Annotated in this window: 18 protein-coding genes; all 18 read right to left on the reverse strand. The window is 47.1% G+C overall.

Features of this window, described 5'->3' with window-relative positions:
* Positions 1–1296, reverse strand: coding sequence for an asparagine--tRNA ligase (asnS, locus tag NSQ57_RS14290; protein ID WP_013310674.1), 1296 nt, complete (start codon positions 1294–1296; stop codon positions 1–3).
* A gap of 132 nt (positions 1297–1428) precedes the next feature.
* Complete coding sequence (locus NSQ57_RS14295; protein WP_029517375.1) at positions 1429–2625, reverse strand: acetate kinase; 1197 nt, start codon at positions 2623–2625, stop codon at positions 1429–1431.
* Complete coding sequence (locus tag NSQ57_RS14300; protein WP_029517374.1) at positions 2622–3494, reverse strand: 3-hydroxyacyl-CoA dehydrogenase NAD-binding domain-containing protein; 873 nt, start codon at positions 3492–3494, stop codon at positions 2622–2624. Before NSQ57_RS14300 ends, NSQ57_RS14295 begins: the two co-directional genes overlap by 4 nt.
* 136 nt (positions 3495–3630) lie before the next feature.
* Positions 3631–5133, reverse strand: a complete 1503-nt coding sequence (locus NSQ57_RS14305) for an AAA family ATPase (protein ID WP_029517373.1) — start codon at positions 5131–5133, stop codon at positions 3631–3633.
* A complete protein-coding gene (locus tag NSQ57_RS14310) occupies positions 5126–5659 on the reverse strand; it encodes a hypothetical protein (protein WP_029517372.1) in 534 nt (177 codons plus the stop codon). Before NSQ57_RS14310 ends, NSQ57_RS14305 begins: the two co-directional genes overlap by 8 nt.
* Positions 5660–6105: 446 nt before the next feature.
* Complete coding sequence (locus tag NSQ57_RS14315; RefSeq protein ID WP_209947384.1) at positions 6106–6630, reverse strand: DUF5590 domain-containing protein; 525 nt, start codon at positions 6628–6630, stop codon at positions 6106–6108.
* Positions 6631–6667: 37 nt separating this feature from the next.
* Positions 6668–7969, reverse strand: a complete 1302-nt coding sequence (locus tag NSQ57_RS14320; protein WP_069011508.1) for an amidohydrolase — start codon at positions 7967–7969, stop codon at positions 6668–6670.
* The gene (locus NSQ57_RS14325; protein WP_029517369.1) at positions 7956–8609 is read right to left on the reverse strand and encodes a redox-sensing transcriptional repressor Rex; all 654 of its coding nucleotides are present in this window, start codon (positions 8607–8609) and stop codon (positions 7956–7958) included. The genes NSQ57_RS14320 and NSQ57_RS14325 overlap by 14 nt, the downstream gene beginning before the upstream one ends.
* A gap of 43 nt (positions 8610–8652) precedes the next feature.
* Positions 8653–11520: an ATP-dependent DNA helicase DinG gene (gene dinG / locus NSQ57_RS14330; protein WP_318627170.1), complete on the reverse strand. Its 2868-nt coding sequence runs from the start codon at positions 11518–11520 to the stop codon at positions 8653–8655.
* 157 nt (positions 11521–11677) lie between these two features.
* Entirely contained in the window at positions 11678–12310 is a 633-nt protein-coding gene (locus tag NSQ57_RS14335; protein ID WP_029517367.1) for a tetratricopeptide repeat protein, read from the reverse strand.
* A gap of 82 nt (positions 12311–12392) precedes the next feature.
* Positions 12393–12776: an aspartate 1-decarboxylase gene (panD, locus tag NSQ57_RS14340; protein WP_013371641.1), complete on the reverse strand. Its 384-nt coding sequence runs from the start codon at positions 12774–12776 to the stop codon at positions 12393–12395.
* On the reverse strand, positions 12769–13707 hold the full coding sequence (gene panC, locus NSQ57_RS14345; RefSeq protein ID WP_069011505.1) for a pantoate--beta-alanine ligase: 939 nt from the start codon (positions 13705–13707) through the stop codon (positions 12769–12771). The genes panD and panC overlap by 8 nt, the downstream gene beginning before the upstream one ends.
* On the reverse strand, positions 13704–14612 hold the full coding sequence (panB, locus tag NSQ57_RS14350) for a 3-methyl-2-oxobutanoate hydroxymethyltransferase (RefSeq protein ID WP_039271112.1): 909 nt from the start codon (positions 14610–14612) through the stop codon (positions 13704–13706). Before panB ends, panC begins: the two co-directional genes overlap by 4 nt.
* Positions 14613–14958: 346 nt before the next feature.
* Entirely contained in the window at positions 14959–15933 is a 975-nt protein-coding gene (locus tag NSQ57_RS14355) for a biotin--[acetyl-CoA-carboxylase] ligase (RefSeq protein ID WP_029517364.1), read from the reverse strand.
* Positions 15926–17248, reverse strand: a complete 1323-nt coding sequence (locus NSQ57_RS14360; protein WP_340932481.1) for a CCA tRNA nucleotidyltransferase — start codon at positions 17246–17248, stop codon at positions 15926–15928. Before NSQ57_RS14360 ends, NSQ57_RS14355 begins: the two co-directional genes overlap by 8 nt.
* Positions 17249–17303: 55 nt before the next feature.
* Positions 17304–18467: an N-acetyl-alpha-D-glucosaminyl L-malate synthase BshA gene (gene bshA / locus NSQ57_RS14365; RefSeq protein WP_029517362.1), complete on the reverse strand. Its 1164-nt coding sequence runs from the start codon at positions 18465–18467 to the stop codon at positions 17304–17306.
* A gap of 84 nt (positions 18468–18551) precedes the next feature.
* Positions 18552–19244, reverse strand: coding sequence for a bacillithiol biosynthesis deacetylase BshB1 (gene bshB1, locus NSQ57_RS14370; RefSeq protein WP_029517361.1), 693 nt, complete (start codon positions 19242–19244; stop codon positions 18552–18554).
* Positions 19244–19678 (reverse strand): methylglyoxal synthase, encoded by a 435-nt coding sequence (gene mgsA, locus NSQ57_RS14375; RefSeq protein ID WP_029517360.1) that lies wholly within the window; start codon positions 19676–19678, stop codon positions 19244–19246. The genes bshB1 and mgsA overlap by 1 nt, the downstream gene beginning before the upstream one ends.
* Between the last annotated feature and the right edge of the window lie 53 nt (positions 19679–19731).

Consider the following 19731-nt stretch of genomic DNA (forward strand, 5'->3'; position numbering starts at 1 on the left):
TTACGGATACAAACGATACAGCATACGTGGGAACGGAATCGTTTCACGTACATGATCGAGTCCACAAATCCATGCTACTGTACGCTCCAGGCCCAGTCCAAAACCAGAATGCGGAACGGTACCATATGTGCGCAGATCCATATACCATTGGTAGGCTTCACGAGCCAAGTTATGCTCGTTAAAACGTTCTTCCATCAATGCTGGATCATCAATCCGTTGGGAACCCCCGATAATTTCGCCGTAGCCTTCAGGAGCGATCATATCGGCACACAGAACAACCTCTGGACGGGTCGGGTCTGGTTTCATATAGAATGCCTTAATGTGTGTCGGCCAATGTGTAATAAACACAGGCTTGTTATATCTTTCGGCAATCGCCGTTTCATGAGGAGCACCAAAGTCTTCCCCCCATGGGATATCGAAACCTTCACCTTGAAGGAAGGCAATCGCCTCATCATACGTAATACGTGGGAATTCGCCTTGAATTTGCTCCAGCTTCGAAACATCGCGTCCGATAGTTTCAAGCTCCTTCGCACAATTTTTCAGAACAGATTGCACGATATGGCTTACAAACTGCTCCTGTACGCGCAAGGATTCTTCATGATCCACAAAAGCCATCTCAGGTTCGATCATCCAGAACTCAATCAGGTGACGACGTGTTTTGGATTTTTCTGCACGGAAAGTTGGACCAAAGGAATACACTTTGCCCAGCGCCATTGCCGCGGCTTCCATATACAACTGTCCGCTTTGTGTCAAATACGCATCTTCATCAAAATATTTAATGTGGAACAACTCTGTTGTGCCTTCTGCAGAGGAAGGAGTCAAAATGGGTGGGTCCACCTTCGTAAAGCCGTTGCCGTTAAAGAATTCCTGTACAGCACGGATAATTTCCGCCCGTACGATCAGAACAGCACGTTGCTTGGCGGAACGCAACCACAAGTGACGATGATCCATCAGGAAATCTACACCGTGCTCTTTGGGTGTAATCGGGTAGTTTTCGGTCAAATGAATAATCTCAATGCCTGTAACCGTTAATTCAAAGCCCGATTGGCTACGCGGTTCTTCACGCACCACTCCAGTAACGTAAAGGGAGCTCTCTTGAGTCAAGGATTTGGCGTCATTCCAAATATCCTCGGACACTTCGCTTTTCACGATAACCCCTTGAATATACCCGCTACCATCGCGCAGTTGCAGGAACTGAATTTTACCACTAGATCGTTTATTGTTTACCCAAGCGCCGATTGTAACCGTTTCCCCTACATGGCGACCCACTTGGGCAATCGTACTTTTATTCGTCATGACCGTCTCTCTCCTCTTAACCGAAAATCAAACAGCCCTTCCCCCTGGGTCAGGCTGTTTGCTCTCGCTGTTTGGTGCATGCGGAACTCAAACAATAGTCCACATGCATAAAGTTTACACTTTCGAACCGAACTACTGAACCAGACGGAACGTGTCGCGGGCAATAACCAGTTCTTCGTTCGTTGGAATGATCAGTACTTCTACCTTTGAATTTGCAGTTGTAATCCGGCGAGGCTCGCCAGAACGAATAGCATTCAACGATTCATCCAGCTCGACACCGAGGAATGTCAATTGCTCCAACACTCTCTTACGCAGAACGATGGAGTTCTCGCCTACACCTGCTGTAAATGCAATTACGTCTACCCCGTTCATTGCGGCAGCATACGATCCAATGTATTTGCGCAGACGGTATTCATACATTTCAAATGCCAATGTAGAATTAGCTTCGCCTTTTTCCATACCTTCTGTGATTTCACGCATGTCACTGCTGATACCGGAGATAGCTAAAAGTCCACTATGCTTGTTCAGCATGGAATTGACTTCATTGACAGTCAATTCTTCTTTGTTCATGACATAAGGTACGATTGCTGGGTCCAAATCACCACTACGAGTACCCATCATAAGGCCTTCCAGTGGAGTCATCCCCATGGAAGTATCAACAGACAAACCGCCTTGAACTGCTGTTATACTACCACCATTACCGATATGACAAGTGATAATCTTCAGGTCTTCCAAAGGACGACCAAGGAATTTGGCTGCTTCCTTACTCACAAAGTCATGGGAAGTACCGTGGGCACCGTAACGACGAACCTTGTACTTATTGTACAACACTCTTGGAATGGCGTACATATAAGCTTTTTCAGGCATGGTTTGATGGAACGAGGTATCGAATACTACAACCTGCGGTACATCTGGCATATTCAATTCAGCCGCTTTAATCCCCATCATGGAAGCAGGGTTATGCAGTGGCGCCAGGTCAAACAAGCGGCGGATTTCACTCTTCGCTTCAGGCGTTACAACTGCTGACTGTTTAAAGATTTCGCCTCCATGAACCACACGGTGGCCCACAGCCTGAATTTCGCTAGTACTGGAGATTACACCATGTTCAGCATCTGTGAGTGCGTTTAGCACTTTACGGATGGCTGTAGTATGTTCCAAAATTTCGCTAACTTCGGTGTATTCTTCTTTATTGGTTGGCTTATGCGTCAGAATGGAGGAATCCATACCGATACGCTCTACCAGTCCCTTTGCCAAAACGGACTCGTCCGTCATATCATACAATTGGTATTTCAGAGAAGAACTCCCTGCATTGATTACGAGAATTTTCATATCCGGTCACCATCCTTGTCGTACTTAAAGAAGCCTTCGCCCGATTTCACGCCCAGATTACCTGCACGCACCATTTTCTTCAGTACGATGGACGGACGATATTTCAATTCACCAAATTCACGGAACATACGCTCCAGAGCAGCCAAAACGGAATCCAGACCAAAGCGGTCAGCCATTTCCAAAGGGCCGTTTTGGAAGTTATAGCCGATTCGCATAGCGTCATCGATATCATCAGCGGAAGCCACGCCTTCTTGAAGTACATGGGCCGCTTCGTTAATCAGCAGACAGATAATCCGGCTTGTTACGAATCCAGGAGATTCATAAATCATGACTCCTTTTTTCTCCACTATTTCTTCCACGAACATCTTAGTGTTTTCAAAGGTATCATCCGAAGTTTTTAAACCACGAATAATTTCTACGAGATCAATACGGGATACTGGATAAATAAAGTGCATACCAATAACACGCTCTGGATACTTGGTCGAGCTGGCAAGCTCGGTCAGGCTCAGCGTGGATGTATTACTTGCAAGAATAATATTGTTTGGACACACATGGTCCAGCTCTTGGAACACTGCTTTCTTCTCGTCCAGATTCTCTGTAATAGTCTCAATGACCATATCACAGCTGCCGAGCTCCGCTAAATGGGATACTTTCTGAATGCGGGATAAGATCAATTTTTTCTCAGCTTGAGTAATTGCCCATTTTTCCAGTTGTTTGTCCAGACTCGTTTCAATCATATTGTAGGCGTAGTCTAGTTTCTCTGGTGTCTGCTCTACCAGCAGCACATCGATTCCTTTGGACGCGAGCATTTCAGAAATCCCCTGTCCCATGGTGCCGCCGCCGATGACGCCGATTTTTTTAAATTGCATGATTCTTAACTCCACCCTTTCCTGGTCACTCTCATATATTGTATCCTTCTTTGTCGAAAAATACATGTTTATGTCCCAATAGATAATAATATCTTAGCACGGACTAAAAGTAAAAAAAAATAACCAGCATAAAAAATTATGCTGGTAATAAAGCATTTTCACTAAATTGACATCTAAATTGGTCTCCAGACAAAGTTTCCTCCTTCATTAGGATGTCAAGTGAGTTGTCGAACACAGGACGATGCTTTTCCAGCAGTTCCAAAGTTCGGGTATGCAGGTCAGCCATAATCTCGCCATTTTCCCGCATGAGTTCTTCTTTCGTTACCATTTCCATGTTAATAATGCCAAGTGAAGTCAAACCGGAAGTCATCATCGTATGGACGATGTTCAGCGCCTGCTCAAAATCATTACTAGAGCCGGTACTTCGACCGCCATAGTACATTTCTTCTGCCGTAGCCCCTGCGAGCGAGATCATAATCTGCTCCTCCAGATACTGCTTGGTGTATAAATAATGCTCTTGCTGTGGATTGTGGCGCACATACCCAAGCGCTTTCCCACGTGGGCTAAGTGCAACCTGGCTTACGCTACCAGGACGAACAATTTCGGCCATAATAGCATGTCCCAGTTCATGGATCGCTACACGTTTTTTCTCTTCCAAGGTCGATTCTCGATCTGTCTTTTCACCCATCATCACTTTGTCAATTGCCATCGACAGATGTTTCTGTGCAATCATTTTCTGATCCTGTCTCATCGCATAGATTGCCGCTTCATTCATTACGCTCTCCAGCTGTGCGCCAGAAAACCCGTAAGATTCCTCAGCAATTTTATCCAGATTCGCATCTTCCTGAATCGGTTTGTTTTTGGCATGAATTTTAAGAATATGAAGACGGCCCTTCTTATCAGGCAAATCCACTTGAATATGACGGTCAAAACGCCCTGGGCGCGTTAAGGCGCTGTCCAGCATTTCTTTACGGTTTGTTGCCGCAATGATCAAAATCCGCGGTGTATCTACCGAGTAAATACCATCCATTTCTGTCAGCAACTGATTCAAAGTCTGATCATATTCTCGTTGCTGTCCACCCTCACGTTTACCACCAATTACGTCGATTTCGTCAATAAAAATAATTGCATTTTCCTTCTTTTCCTTGGCTGCACGAGTACGTGCCTCCCGGAACAACTCACGCACACGACCTGCTCCAACACCAACGTACATTTCAACAAATTCACTACCTGAGGCTGCAACAAAAACAGAATTAGTATAGTGTGCCGCTGCCTTAGCCATCAGTGTTTTTCCTGTTCCCGGAGGACCTGTGAGCAAAACGCCTTTTAATGGACGGATACCAAACTTGGAGATTTCATCATGTCGATTCAAAAAATCCAAGGCCTCACGCAGCTCCTGCTTAGCGCTTTCTTGCCCACCGATTTCCTCAAAAGTCAGCTTGTCCGGGCCATTTTTTTTACGTTTACGTTCTTGCCCAGCACCTACGGCCAAGCCTCCACGAGCATGCATGAGCATTAACAAGCCGCTGAACATCACACCAGCAACTAGAAGAGGGATAATATTTACCCCAATAAAAACGAGAAATATAATGGTTACCGGCACAATGCCGATTAATATTTCCTTGATCCATCTAGGCATTAGGCCATACCCCCATCTGCTGAGATTGACGTGGCAAAACGATAAACTTGGTCGCTTTCCCTTCGCTGAGTCGGATATAGACATTGTTCGAATCCATGTCGGTATCAGCTTTGATACCCGTCTTTTTCTTTTTCATATGCTCAACTGTAGATGAAATTTGAGTATACTTTCTATTTTCCATCGCTTCGGCTACAGGAAACATAGCCTCAGACCACCATTGATTCAGTGCTGAATTGGAACGGTCTGCAATATCGAGCTTAATGGTGCGGCTGCCAATGATGGATTGTCCTTTTTGCTTAACTACATCGACCAATCCGGCCACATCCGCCTGCGGTTTGAGATCTAGTTTCAATACAACCTGATCCTGTTTAATATCTATTTGAGCGCTTGTCACGCCTGGATATTGAGAAACCAGTTTTTCCAGAGGACTTTGCATTGTAACCTGACGGTAAATGAACCATCCCCCAAATAGCAGCAAAGCTGCCAAAACTGCCGCCACAACGATAGGAACTGCACGCAATTTCAAACAACATCCTCCTCTCAAAATGTAATACTCAGAAGAAACGGGACGAATGTCAACAAACAACCAAATTGCATGATCTTACAGTGATCAGCAATTCTTTTTTCTATCATTTTTGTCTATCACTTATAAAATATAGTATATCATAACGTATATCTAAAATCGAAGGCAATGTGTGGAGGAGTTGTGATGAGGCAAAATCTTTGGTTATGGTGGAGGTGGGACGCTGCGTGTAGGATTTGATCTTACGATCGCTGTTGCCCGCCATAAAGATGAATTTGCCTTAGGAGAGAAGTTGGGTAGGTAAAGATGCTTCGCTGGCATTCAGCTCATCTTTACGGCATAGCAAGACTAAAAGACGTAAATACGAATTTCATCGCATTTACGTCTTTTTCTTGAGCTTTTAATCATTTACTAGTCATTCATTCCACATCTGCTGATCCTCAACCAGCTCAGTTATTGGGCAAAGTATACTTTACCCCCGTCGCTCCCCCATCTGAAAAACGGTAAAAGGCATAGTAATGATGGCTTCCATCATCGTAAAACAGCTGCCACACATATTCGCCATTGAACACACTCGGCTGGAGGCTTACAATTTTCACACCTGGAAGCTGCTGCTGAATTAGCGCCGTCATTTTTTGCTCGTCGACTCCGTTCTTCAGCAGCTCGGTATGAACACCGCTATTATCTGCGGCAGGTACGTTAGGTTGTCCCTCCACTTTTTGAAAAGGAACCCATACCATTATATTTTCATTCTGTGCATTTTTCCCTTGAACCACCCAATATACCTGATCCCACACAGACTTCCATGTTTGAGTCGTGCTAACCAGACCACCTGATTGCTTGGCCTTAATGATAGCGGCATTTTTCTCAGCCACCTGGTCTTGAGTAACATAGGAATAATACCAGAAAATGCTGACCAGGATCAGTATCACGGCCAAAATGGCGACCGCTATCCATTTTTTCTTATTTTTCAAACCCGTGCTTCCTCTCTAAGGGGATGTGACACCTGAATTAGCGCGACAGCAGCCCTTCAAAGGCGGCTTGTGCCTCATGTTTGATACGTTCCTCGTCCATAGTCAGGCATTCGCCGTTTTTCACAACCTGACGACCGTCTACCCACACATGAGCCACGTCCTTGGCGCTTGCAGAGTATACCGCATGGGAAATAAGATCTGTACGCGGCAAGAAATGTGCCTGATTCAGATCCAGCGCGATAAAGTCAGCCTTGTTGCCTGCTGCCAACGCTCCTACTTCTTTTAAACCAATCGACTTTGCACCGTATTCTGTTGCCAGACGCAGCGCTTCACTTGCAGGAACTGCCGTAGGGTCACCGGATACACCCTTGTGAATAAGTGCTGCCAGACGCATTTCCTCGAACATATCCAGGTTATTATTGCTGGCAGGACCATCCGTTCCGAGAGAAACCGTAACCCCTGCACGCAGCAATTCAGGCACTCTTGCCACACCACTTGCCAGCTTCAAGTTGCTGCCAGGATTGTGGGAAACCGCTACACCACGTTCTGCCAGTAAAGCTATTTCTTCGTCGTTCAAATGAACGCCATGGGCAACAAGCGAAGGACGGGAGAAAAAGCCAAGCTTATCCAAGTGTGCAACCGGACGCAAACCGTAGTCGCGTACGTTTTGCTCTACTTCGGCGATCGTCTCAGACATGTGCGTATGCAGTGGCAAGTCCAGATCATGCGCAGCTTGTACGAATTTTTCAATAAACGCAGGTGGACATGTATATGGCGCATGCGGTGACATCATCGTTGTAATACGGCCGTCTGCTTTACCGTGCCAGTTACGCGCAAAAGTCACGGCCTCTGCCAGCTTGATTCGCTGTTCTTCCTCCGAACATAGTCCAATTGCTCCACGCATCAGACTTGCACGAATACCTGACTCTTCAGCCACACGAGCCACCTCATCCATATGATCGTACATATCGAGGAAGGTTGTTGTTCCACCTTTCAGCATTTCCAGCACAGACAAGGACGTACCCCAGTACACGTCTGTAGATGTAAACTTGGCTTCCATAGGCCACATTTTTTCCTGAAGCCATACTTGAAGTGCCAAATCATCTCCATGCCCACGCAGTAGAGACATCGCCGCATGACCATGAGTATTGATCAGACCAGGTAAAAACAATAGCCCTTTACCATCGATCGCTTCCGTCTCTTCCTCACCCGCAGGCAAGGTTTCGCCAATATAAGTAATACGACTATCCTCCACAATCATAAAACCATGGACTACCCCTGCTTCTGGTCCATTTACGGCAAAAGATCCGTTTTTAATCATCCATTTATTCACTGTCATATTGTGCTTCTTCCTTTCCGTCCTCCAAATAATAAGCGAGGCTAAGCAAATCAGTTGTAAAGTCTGTGGCATGAATCCGAATGTTGGCTGGTGCCTTGAGAGTAGTCGGTGCAAAGTTCAGGATCGCTCCAATTCCGCTATCAATAAGCCTATCAGCCACGTGCTGTGCTTCAAAATCAGGTACGGTAATAATCCCGATTCGAATGTTTTTTTCTTTCACAGTCGCTTCCAGTTCATCCATCGGTTGCACGACCAATGTATTGATCTTGGTTCCTACCTTATCCGGAAACGCATCAAATACCGCCACAATCTTCATATTGTCTTTTAAATAAGCGTTATAATTCGAAAGGGCTTGCCCCAGATTACCCGCTCCGACCAATACTACATTAATTTGTTGGTCGATTTTCAGGATATGGCGTATTTTCTCAATGAGATAAGAAACATCATAACCGATACCCTTCCGACCAAAATCTCCAAAATAAGCAAGATCTTTACGGATTTGGGCCGGGTTCAAATCTAGCCTCTGTCCCAGCTCTTGAGAAGAGACCGTAGCCACCTCCCGTTTGTGCAGTGCATTCAGATAACGTAAATATACGGGTAACCTCCGTACGACAGCCTCTGAAATTTTATCTGATTTCATACTTGCTCCCCCTAATTGTAACGAACATACTTATGTCCGTCCGTTATGCCTCTGTCTCCGGGGCGGATTGGAGCCATTCGGCGATGCGGGGCACCATTTGCTCCGATGGCATATGCTCCATTTTTGGTCCCGGTAACGAGTACAAAAAGTGCTTTCCGTAATAGGATTCAATCACACGCGTATCATAAACGATAACGACCCCGTGGTCGTTCGCTGTACGTACCAACCGACCAAATCCCTGTTTGAAGCGAATGACCGCTTGCGGTACAGACAGCTTCATAAATGGATTCTTCTTCTGCTGCTGGAGCAGTTCGCTTTTTGCCTCCAGCAGCGGGTGATTCGGCGGTTGAAACGGCAAGCGAACAATGGCTAGACAAGTCAGAGCCTTCCCCGGAATATCGACGCCTTCCCAGAAACTGCTGGTCCCCAGCAATACAGAAGCTTTCGCTTCCTGAAACCGGCGGGTTAGCTTGCTGCGACTTCCACTGTCCACACCTTGTCCCAGCACAGTAATTTCGCTGGATGCTAAGGCCTCTTTGAGCGGCTCATACACTTGCCGGAGCATCCGATAGGACGTAAACAGAACGAGCATTCTCCCACGTGTCGCCTGAGCAGTCGCTCCTAGAGAGCTAACGAGCATATCTACAAAATGCGCATCTCCTACACTGCCCTTCACACTTGGGAAATCCCGTGGAATAACCAGCAACACCTGATCCCTGTAATTAAAGGGTGACGGGAGCTGCGAAGTCATCAGCCGCTCTTGATCTGCGGCCTCCTGTAAGCCGAGCTGATCGATCATGTACTGAAACGACTTATCTACCGACAAGGTAGCAGAAGTCAGAATAATGCTTCTTTTTTTGTCAAAAAACATTTCTTTCAACTGGCGGCTCACATCGACGGGTACCGCATAAAATTGCAATGATTTACTACGGAATTGCCCGCTTGCCTCGAGCCAGTATACGGTTGTTTCATCATCGAGTCGGATAAAAAAGCGCAAATTTTCTCGAATCCCCGCCAAATCCTTGAGCAGACCCGTGATATCTGTAATAAGGCTATCCGCCGCATAATCGTCATGTTCTTCCTTGACGTCCAGCATCAGCTTGTCGCCCTTGCGCAAAATTTCGCTCATCGTTACATATAGCTGATTTTCCAAAGCTCCCGCCTGATCCCACTTTGCAGGCTTGGCCGAAGGTTTGAGACGGGAAGAAAACTGTCCTGTTTCACCCGGTGTCGCATCACTTCGCTCCGGCAACATGCCAAACAGCTTGTCGCTTAGCAGGTCCCAAGTTTCCTTCACCTCTAACACGAGCGGATACAGCTGGTCGATAGTTGAGGCCCAATCTGCCGACTTCTCGTGCCCCGATTTCGCCAACTGTTGACGAAGTGAAGGCAGTTGTCCATTCTTGCTGTCTTTGAACAGTCGCGTCAGTGTATGCACGAGTGTGAAATATTTCATATGCATACCTAGGTGTTTACCAGCTACTTCCTCCAGGTGATGGGCTTCATCTATCACCAGATGTTCATAGCTCGGCAATAACTGATGACTGGCTTTGACGTCTGTGAACAACTTAGAGTGATTCGTAATAACAACATCCGCTATTCCTGCTTCATGGCGTGCACGATGATAATAACATTTGCGGAACCATGGGCAGGAACGACCAAGACAGGACTCTGAATCACTCGCCACCGTTTCCCAGAAATCCCCTCCACGGTTGCTCAGATTCAGTTCTTCATCATCACCGGTTTCTGTTAGCGTCAACCAGACGATCATCTGAGCCGCTGTAATTAAATCTTCCTTCGGTGTAGCGAAGTCTCTTCTGTTTATTTTATGTTCAAACTTACGCAGACACAAATAATGTCCCCGACCCTTGAAAATAGCAGCCCGGAACGGAAACGGAATCACCTTGGTCAGCATCGGAATGTCGCGCTCGCGTAATTGCTCCTGCAGGTTGATCGTATGTGTACTCACCATAACGCGCTGTCCCTTTTTCACACTGTGATACAGCGATGGGAGCAAATAACCCAGAGACTTCCCTGTTCCTGTACCTGCTTCAATCAGCAGATGCTTGTCTTCACTCAGTGCCTGATTCACACCCTCAATCATCTGTATCTGCGCCTCGCGCTCCTCATATTGACTCAAGGATGAACGCAAATTGTCCCGCACATCATCCATGTACTCCTCAAAGGTAACACCTGACAGTGGATTCGGGTCATCTTCTCTACGCGGAGCAGCTAGCTCCGTCCAATCTTCCACTTTTAGCGCAAGCTGACGAAAAAACTGATATCCCTCCAAATCCTGAATAGGATCAAGCTCTTTCTCTTCACGCACCCCATCAAGAAACCATCCAAGGTCACTGTCTTCCTCTGCAAACAAATCACTAAGCCGCTGTATCGTTATCAGAGGTAATGCTTGAAGCTCACCCAGACACTTTAAAAACACCTCGGCCGTAGCCAATGCGTCGCTGTCTGCTTGGTGAGGGCGATCATGTGCCAGCCCGAACTCAGAAGACACAAAACCCAACTGATACGAAGATAGTGATGGAAACATAATTTTCAGAAAATCCATTGTATCCAAGATTCTTCCGCTAAATGGCAAGTATCCGCACCGATCCAGAGCGTTTTGCAAAAAATTAAAATCAAACGCCACATTATGACCGACCAGTACAACATCGTCCAGCATAGGCACAAGCTCCATCATCATTTCTTCAAGTGCAGGTGCATCCTTCACGTCATCGTCTGTAATTCCGGTCAATCCAGTGATAAAAGGTGGAATAGATCTGCCAGGGTTTACATAAGAGCCGTAAACACGGGAAATGCTGTTATCATGATCTATAATTGCAAGTCCGACTTGAATGATGTCATCCGCGGACTGGGTGCCTGTCGTTTCAAAATCCAATACCGCAAATTTCATTCGGGCTTAATCCTTTCTTATGACACTTACAAAAATAATAACTCCGTATATTAGCATAGCAGAAGATCGCGTGTTTGGAAATTAAGACAGCCAAAAAAGACGATGCATACGCCGCCTCAGGAGGTGGGCATGCATCGTCTTACTCGGTGTCTGACAACTACATCCAGGTCATTATGGAGCTGTCGTATCGAAGCTTTTCGGTACCGGACAAACAGGCTTCCATATTGTGCAGCGGCTCGGGTAACGCAGGATCTAACTGATGTGCGAGAGCAAAACATTTTTGCGCCTCCTCTACGTCAGCCTGCTTTGCCAACAGACAGCCTAGCGCATTATAGATGACCGCTTTTAGTCCTGCCTGCTCAGTCAGGTCCAGCACCTTCTGAAAATGGTATACAGCTTCTGCTGGATCATCTAGTTGAAAATAGGCCATTCCCATATACATGCGACTCTGCCAACTGTTCGGAAAATGCTGTAGTACCTGCTCAAATTGTTGGATCGCCTCAGGGTACATAAGTAATCGATAATACCCTTGCCCCCGACTAAAAGCCGGCAGCTCTTTTTCAGGCAGCTCCGTGTCAGACATATCGGTCTCCGCGGAAAAGCCGGCCGCACGCAGGCACACCATTTTTTCCTCAAAGGCCAGCCACTCATCCATAATTCCGTCACTCATTCTCCGCAGCAGACTCCAGTGCTGTAGCAGCTCCTGCCTGCGGGAGCCCTGGGCTGATGGGTAATGCTTCACGATATCATCTAACATGCTGTTCATTTCTGCGAATACATGCTGGAACATGTGCATCCCGCCCTTATGAAAGATGGATTAATACACTCACATTTTTCGCTTAAAAGACGGGTTTCATCCGCACTCCCATTCATTACATGATCGTCGCATGTACTTCTTTGTTCATCGTTTGGGCTGGTTTATTATGTTCATCAACAAATACCACTGTTGGTTTGTATGTTTTGGCCTCTTCATTTGACATGGAAGCATAGGAAATAATAATGACTGTATCACCAGGCTGCACCAAACGAGCTGCCGCACCGTTGAGACAGATCACGCCGCTCCCACGCGGTCCGGGGATAACATAGGTTTCCAGTCGAGCTCCATTGTTATTGTTTACAATTTGAACCTTTTCATTCTCCAACAGATCCGATGTCTCCATGAGATCTTCATCTATAGTGATACTCCCCACATAGTTCAGGTTAGCTTCCGTAACCGTAGCGCGGTGAATTTTGGATTTCATCATAGTTCTAAACATGGGAAAGCACCTCCGCCTTCTGTATTCTTATATTGTCAATCAGTCGGGTACTGCCAAATTTCACAGCTAGCGCTACGATGATGTCTTCCTGAACATCACATAGCCGCTGCTCGGGAAGAAGGGGCTCCAGACCAGGAAAAGTTAAAATTTCAATGTAATCAATGTCTGCTAAAGGAGAGGAAGTAATGGTGGACTCCACCATTTGATGTAACTGACGAATCGTAATTGTGTTTGTTACAATATCTTCGCTCACTTCTTGCACCTTACGCAGTGACTGGGACAGCACCAATGCCTGCTCGCGCTGTTCTGCACTTAAATACACGTTACGGGAGCTGAGGGCCAAACCATCCGCCTCTCTGACGATGGGACAAGGTACGATAGTCACGTTCATATTGAGATCAGTCACCATCTGCTGGAGCACAGCAACCTGCTGTGCGTCCTTCATCCCAAAAAAGGCCAAATCAGGACCTATCATGTTAAAAAGCTTGGCTACCACCGTAGTCACACCATCAAAATGGCCGGGACGGGAAGCACCGCACAAGCGATCTGTCAAAGCGGATACACGAATTTTGGTTTGGGTTGGTTGTGGATACATTTCTGCTACAGTTGGCAAAAATACAATATCCACGCCCTCACGCCGTGCTACCTCCAAATCACGAGCTTCATCGCGGGGATAGCTTTCCAGATCTTCATTCGGTCCAAATTGGATCGGATTTACGAAAATGCTAAGCACCACCGTATCTGCCATTTCACGCGCCTTGTGCATCAAGCTCGCATGTCCTTCATGCAGGTATCCCATCGTTGGTACAAAGCCGACTTTATGTTGCAGTAAAGAGGCAGAATCGTGTACCGTTTTTGCTCCATTGGCTCCAAGTTGCCGACGTTCGGCAATAACCTTGCGTAGTTGAGCCACTTCTCTTACGATGATCATGACTGAGATTCCACCTTTTCCTTAGCTTGTTTCTGCGCTTGTCCTTTTGCCTGTCCGTACAAGGACTCCAGGGACTCCACAACACGGTCATCCGCGCTGAATACATGCTCTGCGGCCGGGAATGCCCGCCCTTTCACATCACTCACATACTGCTCAATGCTGCTGCGGATCAAGCCGCCTACATCGGCATAGGTTTTAACAAAGCGTTTGCTGAAATAAGGAGATGCGTACTGAATCAGATCGTGATAAACAAGTACTTGACCGTCACATCCACGTCCTGCACCGATTCCAATGGTTGGAATGGAAAGTTCTTTAGAAATCGCCGTTGCCACTTCCTCAGTCACCAATTCCAAGACAATACCAAAGGCACCCGCCTGCTCTAATGCCTTGGCATCTGCCATCAACCGGCGTGCGTCTGCTTCGTCCTTACCTTGAATGCGATAGCCACCAATTTGATTAACTGATTGCGGAGTAAGCCCGATATGTCCCAGCACAGGTACACCTGCCTGAACAGTCGCTTTTACGACATCGGTAATTTCAGCTCCGCCCTCCAATTTAACAGCATGCGCATGTCCTTCTTGCATCAGACGGCGGATGCCTTGAAGACTTTCGGATATGCTGCCGTGATATGTCATAAAAGGCATGTCCGCTACGATAAATGTATTCTCAGCGCCTCTTGCAACTGTCCGGGAATGGTACACCATATCATCCAAGGTCACAGGGATGGTCGAATCGTAACCAAGAACTACGTTACCCAGCGAGTCCCCCACGAGAATGATGTCAATTCCCGCCTCCTCGGCTATCTTAGCCGATGGATAATCATAGGCGGTCAGCATACTGAGCGGAATGCCCTCCTGCTTCATTTTTTTCATTTTTACAATATTCAGCGCTTGTTTTCCTGCCATCGCGAATGGCTCCCTTCCATCTTTTTTTGGCACAAAAAATAACCTTTTATGAACGCCTGTACATCTGCGTCATCAAAAGGTCCGAACAGCCAAAAAAGACACTCATTTTGAGATCGTCCCTTCTGTCTCGGTCCTGTTCGGCTCAGAGCAGAATCCAACGTAACCTTCAAATGAAGTTATGATGGTCTTACAAACTTGCTAAAGTAGAGCAATGTGCCCTTGGAGTGCAGCTCGGACCGTCCGATGCCGCCTCCTGCACAGTATAACAAAAAACATCAGCTTTTTCACGTGAAGTTTCACACAGGAAACAGAAAGATTGTGGTCGTATACTCAGCTAGGGTCGCTTCTACAATTGTATATCCCCTGAAATAACCTGAATCCGCTCACCCTGGTTCGTTTCTATCACTAGTGCCCCTGAAGGGTCCAAGCCCACCGCTGTACCTTCTACCGCTATCCCTTGTCCCGTATGTGCCCGAACGCTGCGGTTCATCGTCACGGATAACGCCTCCCACAGCATGGCTATGGGCTGGAACCCCTGCTCGGCATACAACTTACTTAGCAGCTCCATTTCTTCCAGAACTGCAGCAATCAGTGCAGTACGGTCAATTTCAAGTCCTGCTTCTATTTTCAAGGATGTCCCTACATGGGATAGCTCTTCCGGGTAATCTTCTTTATTTAAATTTACGTCAATGCCGACCCCTGCAATACAGTAGCGGACCCGTTGATCCTCTGTTGCAGATTCCAACAGAATACCGGATACTTTGCGACCATGAATCAACAGATCGTTTGGCCATTTGATTCCTGCCTCCACACCCGTCAGCCGACGAATGGCTCTACACACTGCTACACCTGTAAGTAGCGTTAGCTGGGGGGTAAAAGCTAAGGGCTGGGTGGGGCGCAATACAATGCTCATCCATATCCCTTTGCCGCGAGGGGAATACCATTTACGTCCCTGACGTCCCCGACCCGCCGTCTGTTCTTCTGCCAGCACTACCGTTCCCTCCGGCGCATCCTCTTCTGCTAAACGCATAGCATCCTGCTGAGTGGATACCGTCGAATCCAGCACTATGATACGCTGGCCAAACGATTGTGTAGTTAATAGATCTGCCAGTTTGGATACTTCCAATCGGTCAGGCCGAGATATCAACCGATAGCCCCGGCGCGAAGAGGCATCGATATTATAACCCAGCTCACGCAGTTTGTTGATTTGCTTCCATATTGCTGTGCGACTAACGGAGAGGCGTCGGCTAATCTCCTCACCAGATACGTAATCGGATGAACCTTCCTCCAGTATGCCTAACAGTCTATCATGATTATTCACTACTCATCACCCGTTTCACTTCCTGAAGCAATGTTTCTGTTTCATTCGGGATATCTCCGCAAGCGACCGCTTGTAAAAGCCGTTCCATCATCTGCCCCAGCCAAGGTCCACCTGGTCGATTCATTGCCTGAACCAGTTCATTTCCAGTAATATTTAAATCTTTGATACGAACGACGACAGCCTGCTGTGTCCACGAGTTTGCCAGTTCGGCAATCTTCTTCACATGCTTTTCTACCCACGGCGGTAATCCACGGAACGAAGAAGGCAGTGTCTTGTGAAGCTCCAGCCAGTCTGAAGCTGTATCCTTTCCCAGCTTAATTAACAATCGAATCCAGTTACGACGCAGTACCTCGTCGTTGATAGGGTCAGAATCTCTCGAAACAGAGTTGTCAGCTATGGCAACAGCATGGCTGATGAGCTCGGTCTCCCATTCCAATAAATGAACCAAACGCAAACGTACGGCGTTGGAGAAGGTCCAAGCTCTTAATAGCTCGTCCGCTGCCTCGGAGCTAAGTCTACAAGACATAAGGAGCAAACCCCACCGTAGCTCTGCTGGCAGCTGCACGATCTCCTTGAGCGCCTGTGCGTCACATTGTTCCCAGGGAACCGGAACCTTCGTACAGCCAAGCAATCCGCTACGTCCCAGCATCTCCAATCCACGTAATGGGTCAGGCCCCGCTAGCATCTTTTCTAACTCGACTCGTACCCGTTCCATGGCTATATATCGAAGTCCCTCTCTGCGACGGATCATACCTTTCCAGGTATTGTAGGCCACCCGGAACCGAAATACAGAGGCAAAACGGATGCAACGCAGCATTCGCAGCCCGTCCTCCTCAAAGCGTTCCTCAGCTCGTCCCACACAACGAACGAGAGCAGCTCGCAAATCGGCTTCTCCCCCAAACGGGTCCACCCGCTCTCCGTGTTCTGCCATCGCAATCGCATTCATAGTAAAATCCCGTCGCATCAGATCCTCACGGATATCCTTCACGAAGGCAACTTCCGTTGGACGGCGGTGATCGGCATAACCGCTTTCTGTACGAAAAGTGGTCACCTCGAACGCATGGCCACCCTGCATAACCGTTACCGTCCCATGCTGGATTCCTGTCGGAATAACATGAGGGAATAGCGCTAAGACCTGTTCAGGCTCAGCCGAAGTGGTCAGATCCATATCATGAATAGCTCGTCCTAATAGCTCATCCCGCACACAGCCGCCAACCCAGTAAGCTTCGTGGCCTGCTGCTGTTAGTGTATGTATGACCTCTCTGCCATGAAGTGCCATCTCTTGGTCAGCGCATTGCCAAGTATTTGTATTCATAGGGTTTCCCCCTTTGCAAGTATTCAATATAAAAAACGGACGCGAGTCCGCCCCCTTAAACGCTGATCGGTTTAAGATCCGGCACCTCGCGTCCCAACACACGGTAATAGATTTCTTCATATTGACGGGTAATCAGCTCATCACAAAAAACGGTACGGGCGCGGGTCAGACACGCTTCACGGAAACGTTCCGCCATCGCTTCATCGGACAACAGCTCAACTGCATAATCAGCCATCGCCTCAGTATTACCAATTTCAGCAAGATACCCCGTACTTCCATGCACAACGAGTTCAGGAACTCCTCCGGCCTGAGAACCGATTGTCGGCACTCCACAGGCCATTGCTTCCAGCGCAACCAAACCAAAACTTTCTTTTTCCGAGGGAAGCAGCAGCACATCCGCCATAGAAATCACTTCTGCGATCTGATCCTGCTTACCTAAAAAGAAGACCTTGTCTTGAAGTCCTAAATCCTCAATTTTGCAACGGATTTTTGGTAGATCCGGTCCTTCCCCCACCAGCAGCAGCTTCGCAGGCACTTTTCGTTGCACTCTTTCAAATATATCCAACACATCGCCCACCCTTTTGACAGGACGGAAATTGGAAATATGCATCATTATTTTTTCATGCGGTTGGGCAAAGTCTCTTCTAAGCGCAGCGGCATCTCGTGGATAATACACCCGTTTATCTACAAAATTATAGGTTAAATCAATAGGCCGTGTAATTTCCAGCGCATCTATCGTCTCCCGAATCAAATCTTTGGAAACCGCCGTCACAGCGTCACTTTTGTTAATAGCCAGCCGAATCAGGTCCTTCAACGACTCATCCTGTGCCAAGACTGTAATGTCCGTACCGTGTAGGGTGGTTACCACCTTCAGATGATCACCCACCATTTCCTTCGCCAAGTAAGCGCATACTGCATGTGGTACCGCATAATGAACATGGAGTACATCCAAATTCTTCATTTGTGCGACTTGGGCCATTTTGGTCGCCAGTGACAAATCATAGGGCGGATATCTAAACACGTAATAATCGTTAATTTCAACCTCATGATAAAAAATATTTTTCTGAAACGTCCCGCCTAATCTGAACGGAATGCTATTGGCAATAAAATGAACCTCGTGCCCTTTTTCTGCCAGCAACTTGCCCAGCTCAGTAGCCACTACGCCGGAACCACCCAGCGACGGATAACAGGTAATCCCAATTTTCAGTTTGTCATTCAAGCTAGCTGCCTCCTTCCGATCACCAGTGATAACTTTTCTGCCGATTTATTTTAACACTCTGCAAAATGCTCAAGTATAGAATTCTTATGTGAATAGCTTAACCAGATATGGCGTTTTGGACGCAAAGCCTTCCGCATACGAAATCAATTTGCGCTGACCCAACAACGAGTCGCGAGCTTTTACGCGTTCCACATATCCCTGATTTAATGGAGTGGATACTGTATCCTTTCCAGGCGCTGCCTGAAATTGCGAAGCATAACTCAATAATGACTGTTCCTTGACTTCATAATGCTCGGTGATATCCACAATCAAATCCGTTCTGCCAATATCATTGATAAAATAAAAATATAATTGCTCTACCTGTACCGCAGGATTTTCTGGCATAAAACGTCGCAACTTCGCGTTAAATACCGCTTCCTCCACCAACTTGCTACACATGACATGGTCTGGATGCCGATCCTCCCAATAAGGAGCGAATACGACTTTCGGTGCATGGCGCCTGATTTCTGCTGTAACTGCAGCTACATGTTCAGGAGTTACATATAATCCACGATCAGGCAGACCCAAATTCGTCCGCACAGCAAGCCCGAGCACTTTCGAAGCATGTTCAGCTTCTGACATACGAGTATCCACATCACCATTGGATGACATTTCAGCCCGCGTCAAATCGCACACGCCCACCTTTAAACCAGCGGCTGTATGCTTGGCAATCGTGCCTCCCATTCCTATTTCTGCATCGTCAGCATGAGCTCCGAAAATCAGGATGTCCAGCGTCATTATATATCACCCTGCTGGTCAATGCCCGGTTTATATTTATGTACCAGCTCACGCCAAGCAAAATCGCCTCGGTCCAGCGCTTTCACCAGTATTTCAGCAGTTGCAACGTTTGTTGCCAAAGGAATCCCCTGCACGTCACACAAACGTAACAAGGCACTAATGTCCGGCTCATGCGGTTGTGCCATGAGCGGATCACGCAAGAATATAATCAAGTCCATGTCATTTTGTGCAACCATAGCCCCGATTTGCTGATCTCCTCCAAGCGGCCCGGACATGAAACGGTGAATTTCAAGCTTGGTTTGCTCCATAATGCGCAGACCTGTTGTACCTGTTGAAAATAACTTGTGATCTGTAAAAACATGCTCATAGGCCGTTATGAAATTTACCATTTCATCCTTTTTTCGGTCATGCGCTATAAATGCAATCTTTAACATTCGAAGTTCCTCCTGCCTCATTCTATAATTTCATTCGTCCAATCATTCGCGTA

This window comes from Paenibacillus sp. FSL L8-0502, from assembly GCF_038593055.1.
GTDB lineage: Bacteria > Bacillota > Bacilli > Paenibacillales > Paenibacillaceae > Paenibacillus > Paenibacillus polymyxa_D.